This window comes from Kitasatospora sp. NPDC058046, assembly GCF_042885595.1.
Taxonomy (GTDB): domain Bacteria; phylum Actinomycetota; class Actinomycetes; order Streptomycetales; family Streptomycetaceae; genus Kitasatospora.
Genome location: NZ_JBHVRS010000011.1, coordinates 239,961 through 254,664, shown reverse-complemented (window position 1 = coordinate 254,664; position 14,704 = coordinate 239,961). Strand labels below are relative to the sequence as shown.

Genomic DNA, 14,704 nt, shown 5'->3' with positions numbered 1-14,704 from the left:
TGACACTGCCGAGACGGGCTACCTAGGCTCCAGCTCCGTCGGCGTCAATTCGGGCTGCCCCTTCCGGTACTCGAATTCGACGATTCAGGGCGGTACGGGGGACTCCGTCTGAGCGGCCAGGCGAGCACGGATGCCGGCCGCTTCCGGCTCCTTTCGTCACCAGCCCTCGTTAACCATTTCCTGCTCGCGGGGGCTATCTCATGACCGATCTCGCAGCTTTGACGAGCCTTTCCTACGACCAGCGCACCAAGGCGTTCCTGGAGTACCTGGACCGCGGTCGCGCCGCCGGTCCGGTGGCCAAGAGCTACCAGCCGGGTGTGTGGGAGGTGTTCGGCTACGACGAGGCGCTCCAGGTGCTGGGCGACCACCGCACCTTCTCCAGTGACATGAACGACATGATCCCCGAGGACGAGCGGGAGCTGGCCAGCGCCGCCCAGGGCAACTTCCTCGGCGTCGACCCGCCCCACCACACCCGGATGCGCGAACTGGTGCGGCGCGCGTTCACTCCCAACGTCGTCGCGAGTCTCGAACCGATCATCACCGAGACCGCGAACGAACTGCTGGACCGGATCGAGCTGTCGGCCGACGGCACCGGCGCCTTCGACGTGGTGGCCGACTACGCCGCCCCGCTGACCGCCCGGGTGATCGCCAAGCTCTTCGGCATCCCCGAGAAGGACCACGGGATGTTCACGGTCTGGGCGGACGCGCTGCTCGGCGCCCGGCCGGCCGGTGAGCTCGGCCGGGCCGACGAGTCCGCGGTGCGCGAACTGGGCGAGCTCGTCCGCTTCGCCTCCGCCTACCTCCTCGAGATCATCCACCAGCGCCGTGCCGAGCCCCGGGACGACCTGATCAGCGCCCTGGCGCAGGCCGAGGTCGACGGGCGGCGCCTGGACGACCACGAGATCGTGGGCGTCATCGGCATGTTCGTGATCGCCGGGCACCTGCCGTCCTCCGTGCTCGTCGGCAACACCGTGATGAGTCTGGACAGCCACCCCGAGGTCCTCGCCGAGGTCCGCTCCGACGTGGACCTCCTGCCCAAGGTCGTCGAGGAGGTGCTGCGCTGGCGCCCGCCGCTGGTGCGGGACCAGCGGGTGACGGCGTGCGACACGGAGCTCGGCGGGGAGCGCATCCCGGCCGGCGCGATGGTGTGCGTGTGGCTGCTCTCCGCCCAGCGCGACGCCGCCCACTTCGGCCGGGCCGAGGAGTTCGACATCCACCGGCCGAACCAGGGCCGTCACGTCGCCTTCGGCAAGGGCATCCACTACTGCCTGGGCGCGCCGCTGGCCCGTATGGAGGCGCGCATCGCGCTCACCGCCCTGCTGGAGCGCTTCGAGCGGATCGCGGTGCTTCCGGAATCCGGCATCCGGTTCCACCCCTCGATCGGCGTCCTCGGCCCGGTACGACTGCCCGTCGCCGTGCGCCGCGCCACCCGGGCCGGCTGACCCCGCCGGGCCCGGGCCGCGACCGGCCCGGGCCCGGCGCCCCCGCACCGCTCTGTGCTCCACCCTGCCGTCCTCAGCGAGGGATCCCATGGCGAATGACCGTCCCACCCGCCCCCACCCGCTCAGCCCCGCGTATGTGATCTACACGTCCGGCTCGACCGGACTGCCCAAGGGCACGGTGATCCCGGGCGAGAACCTCGTCAACCTGCTGACGGACTTCCAGGAGCGGCTGGACTTCGGCCCCGACGACCGCATGCTCGCGGTCACCACCTTCGGCTTCGACATCGCCAACCTGGAACTGCTGCTGCCGCTGCTGTCCGGCGGCGAGCTGGTCCTCGCGGGGCAGGACGGCGCGCACGACCCGCAGATGCTCAAGCAGCTGATCACCGATGCCGGAGTGACGGCCGTCCAGGCCACGCCCACACTGTGGCGCAGCATGCTGGACCACGGCCCGGACGGCCTGACGGGACTGAAGGTGCTGGTCGGCGGCGAGGCGCTGCCCGAGGGCCTGGCCCGGGAGCTGGGCGAGGCCGCCGCCGAGGTCACCAACGTCTACGGCCCGACCGAGACCACCATCTGGTCGACGGCGGCCACCGTCGACCCGGCGCTTCCCGGCCGTCCGCCGATCGGACGCCCGCTCGCGAACACCCGCGCCTACGTGCTCGATCGCGCGCTGCGCCCCGCGCCCACCGGTGCCACCGGCGAGCTGTTCATCGCGGGCGCCGGCGTGGCCCGCGGGTACCTGAACCGGCCCGGGCTGACCGCCGAACGCTTCGTGGCCGACCCCTTCGGCCCGCCCGGATCCCGGATGTACCGCACCGGGGACCTGGTCCGCTGGCGCGACGACGGCAGCCTGGAGTACCTCGGCCGCACCGACGGCCAGGTCAAGGTCCGCGGATTCCGGATCGAGCTCGGCGAGGTCGAACACGCGCTCACCGACCACCCCGAGGTGGCCCAGGCCGCCGTCGTGGTCCGGGACCTCGGCTCCGGCGGGCCGGCCCTGACCGGCTACGCCGTGCCCGTCCCCGGCACCGCTCCGGACCCGGCCGCGCTGCGCGACCACCTCGCCCGCCGGCTGCCCGGCCACATGGTCCCGGCCGTCCTGACCGTGCTCGACGTGCTGCCGCTCACCCCCAACGGCAAGTTGGACCGCAAGGCACTTCCGACCCCCGACCTCGGCCCGGCCGGGCCCGGGCGCAGGCCGCGCACCCCGCAGGAGGAAATCCTCTGCGAGCTGTTCGCCGAGGTCCTCGAAGTGTCCCGGGTCGGGCTGGACGACGACTTCTTCCAGCTCGGCGGCCACTCCCTGCTCGCCACCCGCCTGGTGAACGCCCTGCGCTCGCGGCTGCGCGTGGAGATCCCGGTGCGCACCCTCTTCGAGGCGCCCACCGTCGCCGCCCTCGCCGCCAGGATCGACGGCTCGGCCGGCGCGCGCACGCCCCTCGCCCCCGCCGCACGACCCGCGCGGATCCCGCTGTCCTTCGGGCAGCGCCGGCTCTGGTTCATCAACCGACTGGCGGACGACGGCTCCGCGTACCACATGCAGAGCGTGCTGCGGCTGCGCGGCGAACTGGACCGCGCGGCGCTCGCCGAGGCCCTCGCCGATGTGGCCGCCCGCCACGAAGCCCTGCGCACCGTCTTCCCCGAGGTCGACGGCGAGCCCCACCAGCTCGTCCTCGACCCGCGGGAGGCCCGTCCCGTCCTGACCGTGACGGACACCGGCGAGGCGGACCTGCCCGGCCGGCTGCGCGCCGCCGCGGCCGAGGCCTTCGACCTCACCCGTGAAGCCCCCCTGCGCGCCCACCTGTTCGCACTGTCGCCGACCGAGCACGTGCTGCTGGTCGTCCAGCACCACATCGCCGCCGACGGCTGGTCCCTGACCGTGCTCGCCCGCGACCTCGCCCAGGCCTACCGCAGCAGGAGCCGCGGCCAGGAGCCAGGTTGGCGTCCGCTCCCGGTCCAGTACGCGGACTACACCCTGTGGCAGCGCGAGGTCCTCGGCGGGCCCGACGACCCGGCGAGCGTCCTCGCGGTGCAGACCGGCTTCTGGCAGGACGCGCTGCGCGCACTGCCCGAGCAGACCGTGCTGCCGACGGACCGGCCGCGCTCGCGCGAGGCCGGCTTCCACGGCGGGACGGTCGGCCTCAGCCTGGACGCCGAACTCCACCAGCAGCTGCTCGACCTCGCCCACCGGCACAACGCCAGCCTCTTCATGGTGCTGCAGGCCGCGCTGGCCGCCCTGTGCACCCGGCTCGGCGCGGGCACCGACATCCCGATCGGCTCGCCCATCTCGGGACGAACGGACGCCGCCCTCGAGGACCTGATCGGCTTCTTCGTCAACACCCTGGTACTGCGCACCCGTACGTCGGGCGACCCCCGCTTCACCGAGCTGCTGACGGCGGTCCGGGACAACGCCCTGGCCGCCTACGCCCACCAGGACCTCCCGTTCGAGCGCCTGGTCGAGATCCTCAAGCCCGAGCGCTCGCTCTCCCAGCACCCGCTCTTCCAGGTCTTCCTCGCGCTGCAGAACACCCCCGACGCCGAGCTCCGCTTCGCCGACCTGGACGTGACCCTGGCCGAGGAGCCGCTGCCGTCGGCCAAGTTCGACCTGGCGTTCAACCTCTCCGAGCGGTTCCGCGAGGGTCGGCTCGCGGACGGCGTCCAGGGCACCGTCGAGTACCGCACCGACATCTTCGACCGCGCCACGGTCGAGACCGTCGTCGAGCGGCTGACCCGCTTCCTCCGGGCCGTCGCGGCCGACCCGCGCCGACGGATCGGAGCCGTGGAGATCCTCGGCGAGGACGAACGCCGTCGGCTGCTCGCCGGTACCCCCGCGCTGGTCACCGGCGCCGAGGAGGTGCTGCACGTCCGGTTCTCCCGCACGGCCGCGGAGCACCCCGACGGGGTCGCCCTGCGCGCCGGGGAGCGGGAGTTGACCTACCGGGACGTGGACCGGCGGGCCGACGCGTTGGCCCGCTCCCTGACGGCCCGGGGCGTCGGACCGGAGAGCCGGGTCGCGGTCTTCCTGGAGCGCTCCCCCGAACTGGTCGTGTCGATGCTCGCCGTCTGGAAGGCCGGCGGCGTCTGCGTCCCGCTGCACGAGGCGTACCCGGCGGAGCGGCTCGAATACGTCATGGCCGACACCGCGGCGTCCGTACTGCTGACCGACCGGGCGATGCTCGCCCGGGAGTTCCGGCACGAGGCCCGGGTCGTCGTGGTGGGGGCCGACCAGGTGCCGGCGGATGCCGCCGCGACCGGCCCCGACCTGCCGGTCGTCCACCCGGACCAGCTCGCCACCATCATGTACACCTCCGGCTCCACCGGTCTGCCCAAGGGCGTGGCCGTCGCGCACCGGGACGTGGTGGCCCTCGCCGACGACCCGTGCTGGGACTCCGGCAACCACGAGCGCGTGCTCATGCACGCCCCGTACGCGTTCGACATCAGCGACTACGAGCTGTGGGTGCCGCTGCTGGCCGGGAACGAGGTGGTGCTCGCCCCTCCCGGGCCGCTGGACACCGCCGCCATCGCCCGGCTGATCGCGGACGAGAAGATCACCGCCGTGCACTTCACCGCCGGGCTCCTGCGGGTCGTGGCCGAGGACGCGCCCGAGTGCCTGGCCACCGTCCGCGAGGTGCTCACCGGCGGCGACGTCGTCTCGCCGATCGCGGTCCAGCGCGTCCTGGAGCACGCGCCGGGAGCGGTCGTGCGCCAGCTGTACGGGCCCACCGAGATGACGCTGTGCGCCACCCACCACGAGCTGCGGTCGCCGTACACCGCCGACGTCCGGGTGCCGCTCGGGCGGCCGCTGGCCGGCACCCGGGTCTACGTGCTGGACGAGTGGCTGCGGCCGGTCCCGCCGGGAGTGACCGGCGAGGCCTGGCTGGCCGGGACCGGTCTGGCGCGCGGCTACCTCCACCGGCCCGGCCTGACCGCCGAGCGGTTCGTCGCCGATCCCTTCGGCGCGCCCGGAAGCCGGATGTACCGCACCGGCGACCTCGCGCGCTGGAACGGCAGCGGGCAGCTGGAGTTCATGGGCCGCGGCGACGATCAGGTCAAGATCCGAGGCTTCCGGGTGGAGCCCGGAGAGGTCGCCGCGGTGCTGGCGGACCACCCCGAGGTGTCCGAGGCCGAGGTGCTGGCCCGTACCGACCACCGCGGCGAACGGCAGCTGGTCGCCTACGTCGTCGCGGGCGGCCTGCGGCCGGCCGACCAGGAGACCGGGGCGGTCCAGCACGTCGCCGAGTGGCGGCAGATCTACGACGGTATGTACGACGGCGCCCGCTCCGCTGCCTTCGGCTCGGACTTCTCCGGCTGGGAGAGCAGCTACGACGGCCGGCCCATCCCGCTGGACGAGATGGACGAGTGGCGCCGCTCCACCGTCGAGCGGATCCGCGAACTGCGCCCGCGGCACGTGCTGGAGGTCGGGGTGGGCAGCGGCCTGATCCTGTCCCGGTTGTACGCCGAGTGCGAGTCGTACTGGGCCACCGACTTCTCCGAGCAGGCGATCCGCACGCTCCGTGCCCACCTGGGGGCCCACCCCACCGTGCGGCTGAGCACCCAGACCGCGGACGACCTCACCGGGCTGCCCGCCGGGCACTTCGACACGATCGTCGTCAACTCGGTGGTGCAGTACTTCCCCGACGCCGACTACCTGCGGCGCGTGCTCACCGCACTCACCGGCCTGCTCGCCCCCGGCGGTTCGCTGTTCGTGGGCGACGTGCGCAACCTGGACCTGCTGCACACCTTCCACACCGGCGTCGAACTGGCGCGCGCCGACGACGCCGAGGACTCCTCCGAGCTCCGGCGCCGGGCCCGGCGCCGGGCGGACCGGGAGAAGGAACTACTGGTGGCGCCCCGCTACTTCCACGCGTTCGCCCGGGCCACCGACGGCCTCGCCGGCGCCGACGTCCGCGTCAAGCGCGGCCACGCCCACAACGAGCTGACCCGCTACCGCTACGACGTCGTGCTGCACGCCGCCGTGGACGCGCCGGTGCCGCCGGTCGAGGCGACCACCCTGCACTGGACGCAGGACCTCACCGACCTGGCGGACCTCCAGGCCCACCTCGCGCAGCACCGGCCGGCGAGCCTGCGGGTGACCGGCGTGCCGGACGGCCGGACCGGGCCGGAGGCGGCGGCCGCCGCCGCCCTGGACGCGGGCGAACCGCTCGCCCGGGTACGGGCCCGGCTGGCGCAGGCCGTCGGCGTCGACCCGGCGCTGCTCTACGAGCTGGGCGACCGGCTCGGCTACCGGACGGCCGTCACCTGGTCGCCGTCCGGCCCCGGCGGCCTGCTCGACGTGGTCTTCGCCGACGCCTCCGGGCCCGTCGGCCCGCTCCTGCCCACCGGACGGGCCGAGCCCGCCCCCGAGGACGACACGGCCCGCGACACCAACGCGCCGCTGCTGTTCCAGCAGGCCGGGCGGCTCGCCAAGGCCCTGCGGGCGCACGTCGGCGCCCGGCTGCCGGCGTACATGGTTCCGGCCGCGTTCATGGTGCTGGAACGCCTTCCGGTCACCGCGAACGGCAAGCTCGACCGCGCGGCCCTCCCGGAACCCGACCGGGAGGTGCAGGCCGGTTCGGGCGCGCCGCGCTCGCCGCGCGAGGAGGCGCTCTGCACGCTGTTCGCCGATGTGCTCGGGCTGCCCGAGGCGGGCATCGAGGACGACTTCTTCCAGCTCGGCGGACACTCCCTGCTGGCCATCCGGCTGGTCAACGCGATCCGCTCCGCGTTCGGCGCCGAACTCGACGTGCGGACCGTGTTCGAGGCCCCCACCGTCGCGGCGCTCGCCGAGCGGCTCGACCGGGCGGCCCCGGCGCAGGCCCCGCTGGTCCCGATGGAGCGGCCGGACCCGCTGCCGGTGTCGTTCGCCCAGCGCCGGCTGTGGTTCCTGCACCGGCTCGAGGAACACGGCGGCGCCTACAACATCCCGATCGCGCTGCGGCTGTCCGGCCCCGTGCGGGAGCGCGAACTGCGCTCGGCCCTGCGCGACCTGGTGGTGCGGCACGAGTCGCTGCGCACGGTCTTCGCCGAGGTCGACGGCGAGCCGGTCCAGCGGATCCTGGACCCGGCGCAGGCCCGGCCCGGCCTCGCCGTGGTGGACACCGACGCCGACGCGCTCGAACGCTCGCTGCTGGCCGAGGCCGGCCGCGGCCACGACCTCGGTTCCGAACTCCCGCTGCGCGCGACGCTCTTCCGGCTGACGCCCACCGATCACGTGCTGCTCGTGGTACTGCACCACATCGCCGGCGACGGCTGGTCGATGGACCCACTGGCCCACGACCTCGGCACGGCCTACGCGGCGCGCCTGGCCGACCGGGCACCGGAGTTCCCGCCGCTGCCCGTCCAGTATGCCGACTACGCGCTGTGGCAGCGCGCCGTGCTCGGCAGCGAGCAGGACCCGGACAGCCGGATCAGCGGCCAGATCGCCTACTGGCGCGACAGGCTGGCCGGGCTGCCCGAGGGCCTGGAGCTGCCGACCGACCGGCCGCGGCCGCCCGAGTTCAGCTACCGGGGCGCGGAGGTCGCCTTCCGACTGCCCGCCGAACTGCACGCGGACCTGCTCGGCCTGGCCCGCGAGCACGGCGCCACCCTCTTCATGGTCCTGCACGCCGCCCTCGCGGCACTGCTGACCCGGCTGGGGGCCGGCACCGACCTGCCGATCGGCACCCCGGTCGCCGGGCGCGCCGACGCCTCGCTCGAGGGGCTCGTCGGCTTCTTCGTCAACACCCTGGTCCTGCGCACCGACACCAGCGGCAACCCGGCCTTCGGTGACCTGCTCCGCCGGGTGGCCGCGGACGACCTGGAGGCCTACGCCCACCAGGACGTCCCGTTCGAGCGGCTGGTCGAGGTGCTGGCGCCGCCGCGGTCACTGGCGCGGCACCCGCTGTTCCAGGTGATGCTGGCGCTGCAGCCCGGCGGCGGCGAGGCGGTGACCCTGCCGGGGCTCGACGTCACCGGGCAGCGGATCCCGCAGCGGACGGCCAAGTTCGACCTCGACGTCCAGTTGCGCGAGACCCTCTCACCGGCGGGCGAACCGGCCGGTGTCGAGGGCACCCTGGGCTACTGCGCGGACCTGTTCGACGAGGCGAGCGCGGTCGCGCTGGCCGACCGGCTGATCCGGTTCCTGAGCGCGCTGGCCGCCGACCCGGCCCTGCCGATCGGGGACGTCGACATCCTGACGCCGCAGGAGCGGCCCCGGCCGGCCGACGCGCAGCCGTCCGGCCCGGCGCACTTCGACCCGGTGCCGCTGCGCTTCTCGGCGCAGGCCCGACGCACACCCGCGGCGCCCGCGGTCAGCTCTGCGGGCCGCACCCTGTCCTACGCCGAACTCGACGCCGAGGCCGACCGCCTGGCCCGGCTGCTGGTCGCCGGCGGCGCCGGTCCGGAGCACGTGGTCGCCGTGGCGCTGCCTCGCTCGGAGCGGATGCTGGTCGCGGTGCTCGCGGTGCTGAAGTCCGGCGCGGCGTACCTTCCGGTGGACCGTGCCCAGCCGGCCGAGCGGATCGCCTTCGCCTGCGCCGACGCCCGGCCGATCCTGATGATCACCGAGGGCGAGCCGGTACCGGGGATGCCCGAGCCGTCCGTGCTGCCCCGGGTCCGTCTGGACGACCCCGCGGTCCGGGACGCCCTCGCCGGCACCCCCGCCGACGCCGACGCCCGCTCCGCCGAGGAGCGGTGCGCGGCGATCGCGGCGGACTCGCCCGCGTACGTCATCTACACCTCCGGCTCCACCGGGCGGCCCAAGGGCGTCGTGGTCTCGCACGGCAGCATGGCCCGGCTGCTGGACTGGGCCGCGGACCGCTTCGGGGCCGAGGGACTGGCGGACGTCCTGGCCGCCACCTCGCTCTCCTTCGACGTCTCGGTGTTCGAGCTGTTCGCTCCGCTGCTGACCGGCGGTCACGTCGAGATCGTGCGCGACCTGCTGGAACTGGCCGAACGGCCCTGGTCGGGCAGCCTGGTCAGCGGTGTGCCGTCGGTGTTCGCCGCACTCCTCGCCGGTGGCGAGGCCGCCTTCTCCGCCCGGACCCTGGTGATGGCCGGCGAGGCACTGCCGGAGCATCTGGTCCGGGAGGTGCGCCGCCTGCTGCCCGGCACGCGGCTGGCCAACATCTACGGCCCGACCGAGGCCACCGTCTACGCGACCGCCTGGTACTCGGAGGACGAGGAGGCGAGCGGTGCGGAGAGCGCCGCGCCGCCGATCGGCCGGCCCCTGCCGCACGTGCGCGCCCACGTCCTGGACGAGCGGCTGCGACCGGTCCCCACCGGGGTCCGCGGCGAGCTCTACCTGGCGGGCCCGGGCCTGGCCCGCGGCTACCTCCGCCGTCCCGCGCTGACCGCCGAGCGGTTCGTCGCCGACCCCTTCGGCGGGCCCGGCGCCCGGATGTACCGCACCGGCGACCTGGTGCGCCGCCGCCCGGACGGCGCCCTGGACTACCTCGGCCGCACCGACGACCAAGTCAAGGTACGCGGCTTTCGGATCGAGCCGGGCGAGATCGAGAACGTCCTGACCCGCCACCCGGCGGTGACCGGCGCCGCGGTCAGCGCCGCGGCCGACCCGGCGGGCGACCGGCGCCTGGTGGCCCACGTGGCGCTGCGCCCGGGCAACGGCGTGACCGGCGCGGAACTCGCCGCGCACGCCGCGGCCACGCTGCCGGACTACATGGTGCCGACCGCGTTCGTCCTGCTGGACGCGCTGCCGACGAACGCCAACGGCAAGCTCGACCGCAACGCCCTCCCGGCCCCCGACCTCGCCGCCCGCGCCGCCGGCGGCCGGGCGCGCGACCCGCGCGAGGAGCTGATGGGCGAGCTCTTCGCCCAGCTGCTCGCGGTGCCCTCGGTCGGCCCGGACGACGGCTTCTTCGCGCTCGGCGGGCACAGCCTGCTGGCCACCCGGCTCGGCAACGCCGTCCGCTCCGCGTTCGGGGTCGAACTTCCGCTGCGCGCGGTCTTCGAGACGCCGACCCCGGCCGGCCTGGTGGCACGGCTCGACACCGCGGACACCGCCCGCCCGGCGCTCGTCCCCGCCGAACGCCCCGCGGTGATCCCGCTGTCGTACGCCCAGCAGCGGCTGTGGTTCCTCAACCGGCTCGACGGCGGCTCCGGGGCCTACAACATCCCGCTGGCCCTGCGGCTGTCCGGGGAGCTCGACCCGGCGGCGCTGGACGCCGCGCTGCGGGACGTGGTGGAACGGCACGAGGCCCTGCGCACCGTCTTCCCGGACCACGACGGCGACCCGCACCAGCGGATCCTCGCGGCCGAGGACGGCCCGGTCGCCCTCGTCACCGTGCCGGTCACCGCCGCGGAGCTGCCCGCCGCGCTGTCCGCCGCCACCCGCACCGGCTTCGACCTCGCCGTCGAACCGCCGTTGCGCACCGCGCTGTTCCGGATCTCGCCCACCGAGCACGTCCTGCTCCTGGTGCTGCACCACATCGCCGGCGACGGCTCCTCGTACGCCCCGCTCGCCCGCGACCTCACCACCGCCTACCGGGACCGCTCGGCGGGCCTCGCCCCGCGGTGGGAGCCGCTGGCGGTCCAGTACGCGGACTACACGCTCTGGCAGCGGGAACTGCTCGGCACGGAGGACGACCCGGACAGCGCCATCGCCCGGCAGCTCGCCCACTGGCAGGATGCCCTGGCGGACCTGCCGGAGGAGCTGACGCTGCCCACCGACCGTCCGCGCCCCACCGCGCCCGGCCACCGGGGCGGCCACGTGCCGCTCGACCTGGACGCGCGGCTGCACCGGAAGCTGACCGAACTGTCCCGGCGTGAGGGCGTCACCACCTTCATGGTCTTCCAGGCCGCGCTCGCCGCGCTGCTCACCCGGCTCGGTGCCGGGACGGACATCCCGGTGGGCAGCCCGCTGGCGGGCCGCGGTGACCAGGCCCTCGACCGGCTGGTGGGCTTCTTCGCCAACACCGTGGTGCTGCGCACCGACACCTCCGGCGATCCGGACTTCGTCACGCTGCTGCACCGGGTCCGCACCACCGCGCTGGCCGCTTACGCCCACCAGGACGTGCCGTTCGAGCGGCTGGTCGAGGTGCTGAGCCCGACCCGCTCGGTGTCCCGGCACCCGCTGTTCCAGGTCCTGCTGGTGCTGCAGAACACCGAGCCGCCGCGGTTCGACCTGGACGGCCTGACGATCACCCAGCCGGAGGTGGACGCCGGCACCGCCAGGTTCGACCTCGACGTCTCCCTCCGCGAGAGCCACACGCCGGAGGGCCTGGCGGCGGGCGTGCAGGGCAGCATCCGCTACAACGCGGACCTGTTCGACGAGGCCACCGTGACCGCGCTGGCCGGCCGCCTGGTGGCCCTGCTGGCCGCCGTCGCGGACGACCCGCGGGCGCCGATCGGCTCCCTGGACGTGCTACTGCCGCCCGAGCGGCTCGACCTCGAGCAGTGGTCCGGCGCTCCGGAGCCGCCGGTCCCCGCGCGAACGATGCCGGAGCTGTTCCAGGGGCAGGTGGCGCGCACACCGGACCGTACGGCGCTGCGCTACGGCGCCGACACCCTGTCGTACGCGGAGCTGAACCGCCGGGCCAACCGGCTGGCGCACCACCTCCGTTCGCTCGGGGTGGGCCCGGAGAGCACCGTGGCGCTGCTGCTGCCGCGCTCGCCCGAGCAGGTCACGGCCGTGCTGGCCGTGCTCAAGGCGGGCGGCGCCTGCCTGCCGGTGGACCCGGACTACCCGGCCGAGCGGATCCGGCACATGCTGGCCGACGCCCGGCCGTCCCGGGTGCTCGCCCTGTGCTCGACGGCCGACCGGCTGCCGGAGCCGGCCACCGCGCTGGTGCTCGACGACCCGCTCACCGCGCGGACGCTCGAAGCGGCACCGGACACCGACCCGGCCGACCAGGACCGCACCGCCGCGCTGCTGACCGCCCATCCGGCGTACGTCATCCACACCTCGGGCTCCACCGGCCGCCCGAACGGGGTGGTGGTGACCCATGAGGGCATCGCCAACCTGGCGGCCCGTCAGATCAACCGCTTCCAGGTCACCGCGGCGGACCGGGTGCTGCAGTTCGCCTCGCCGAGCTTCGACGCCGCCTTCTCCGAACTGTGCATGGCGCTGCTGTCCGGTGCCGAACTGGTGCTGGCCACCAGGGAGGAGCTGATGCCGGGCCGCCCGCTGGCCGAGCTGATCGCCCGGCACCGGGTCACCCACGTGACCCTGCCGCCGGTGGCGCTGTCGGTCCTGCCGCCGGACGGGCTGGCGACGGTCCGCACCCTGGCCGTGGCCGGCGAGGCGATGCCCGCCGACGCGGTGCACCGGTGGGGCTCCGGACGGCGCTTGATCAACGCGTACGGTCCGACCGAGACGACCGTCTGCGCCACCATGAGCGAGCCGCTGACCGGCCAGGACCGCCCGTCGATCGGCCGTCCCATCGGCGGCGCCGGCGTGCGGGTCCTCGACGAGCGGCTGCGGCCCGTGCCGCCGGGCGTCGCCGGGGAGCTGTACGTGAGCGGTCCCGGCCTGGCCCGCGGCTACCTCGGCCGGCCCGGGCTGACCGCGCAACGGTTCCTGCCCGATCCGTTCGGCCCGCCGGGCTCACGGATGTACCGCACCGGCGACCTGGTCCGCTGGGACCGCGAGGGCCGGCTGCACTTCCTGGGCCGCGCCGACCACCAGCTCTCGGTGCGCGGGTTCCGGGTGGAGCCGGGCGAGATCGAGGCCGCGCTGCTCGACCATCCGGCCGTCGCCCAGGCCGTGCTGACCGTCCGCGAGGACGGCCGGGGCGAGCCGCGGCTGATCGGCTACGCCGTACCGCACGGTGACGCGCCGGACCCGGCCGAACTGCGCGCGCACGCGGCCGGGCTGCTGCCCGCCCACATGGTCCCGGCCGCGGTGATCGTCCTGCCGGCGCTTCCGGTCACGCCGAACGGGAAGCTGGACCGTGCCGCGCTGCCGGAGCCGGACTTCTCCGGACAGCCGGACCGCGCCGCGCGCAGCCCACGCGAAGCGGTCCTGCGCGAGCTCTTCGCGGAGGTCCTCGGCGCTCCCGACCTCGGGGTCCACGACAGCTTCTTCGACGCCGGCGGCCACTCCATGCTGGCCGCCCGGCTGATCGACCGGGTCCACACCGTGCTGGGCCTCGACCTCGGACTGCGGCTGCTGTTCGAGTCCCCGTCGGTCGCGGAGCTGGCGGCCGCCCTGGACGGTGCCGCGGACGGGTCCCGGCGCGGCGGCGACTGGGACGTCCTGCTGCCGCTGCGGCCGGGCGGCGGGCGCGCACCGGTGTTCTGCGTCCATCCGGCCGCCGGCCTCGGCTGGTCGTTCGCCGGGCTGGCCCGGTACCTGGACGACTGCCACCCGCTGTACGCGCTGCAGTCGCCAGGGCTGGAGGGCGGGCCGGACCGCCTCCCGGCGACGGTGGCCGACGCGGCGGCGGCGTACGTCGCCGAGATCCGCCGGGTCGCCCCGCAGGGTCCGTACCACCTGCTCGGCTGGTCGGCGGGCGGTCTGATCGCCCACGAGATGGCCGTGCAGCTCCAGGCGGCCGGCGAACAGGTGGGTCTGCTCGCGGTGCTGGACGGCTATCCGCTGGCCGGCCTGGCCCCGGTCGCCGCCCCGTCGCCCGAGGAGGTCGCCGAGGCGGTACGGCGGGAGACCGCCGGCCTGCAGCTCGACGACCGGGTCCGGGACAACCTGGCGGCCGTGTACCTGGGCGTCGCCCGGGCCGCCCAGGCCTTCACCCCGGGCGTCTTCAACGGGGAGCTGCTGCACTTCGCCGCGACCCACGACCGGGACCGGGCCCACGACCGGGGTCAGGACCGGGACCATGACCGACTCGAGGCGAAGCTCTGGGAGCCGCACCTCGACGGCCCGCTGCGAACGCACGAAGTCGCCTGCGGGCACGAGGAGATGACCCGGCCACAGGCCCTCGGCGTGATCGGCCCGGCACTCGCGGACCGGCTCCGGGAACTCACCGCACCCACACAACACACAGGGGGAACCGACCGATGACCAATCCCTTCGAGGACGACGACGCCACCTACCTCGTGCTGCGCAACGCCGAGGGCCAGTACTCGCTGTGGCCCGCGTTCGCCGAGGTGCCGGCCGGCTGGGAGGCCGTCCACGGCGAGGCCGACCGCCAGTCCTGCATCGACCACGTGAACGAGCACTGGACCGACATGCGTCCCGACAGCCTGATCGCGGCGATGGACGCCGCGGCGGGTGGGCGCGCCACGCCGTGAACACCGACCGCAGCCCCTTCGAGAACCTGACCGTCGACCACATCCGCTTCCGCGCGTCACCGACCTGGATA

3 protein-coding genes are annotated in these 14,704 nt (G+C 74.7%); all 3 read left to right on the top strand.

The window, feature by feature from the left end; genetic code table 11:
- Window positions 1–200: 200 nt before the first annotated feature.
- Entirely contained in the window at window positions 201–1,442 is a 1,242-nt protein-coding gene (locus ACFVU7_RS23415) for a cytochrome P450 (protein ID WP_388046901.1), read from the top strand.
- Window positions 1,443–1,530: 88 nt separating this feature from the next.
- On the top strand, window positions 1,531–14,403 hold the full coding sequence (locus ACFVU7_RS23410) for an amino acid adenylation domain-containing protein (RefSeq protein WP_388046900.1): 12,873 nt from the start codon (window positions 1,531–1,533) through the stop codon (window positions 14,401–14,403).
- Window positions 14,400–14,633, top strand: a complete 234-nt coding sequence (locus ACFVU7_RS23405; protein WP_074003397.1) for an MbtH family protein — start codon at window positions 14,400–14,402, stop codon at window positions 14,631–14,633. Before ACFVU7_RS23410 ends, ACFVU7_RS23405 begins: the two co-directional genes overlap by 4 nt.
- Window positions 14,634–14,704 lie beyond the last annotated feature (71 nt).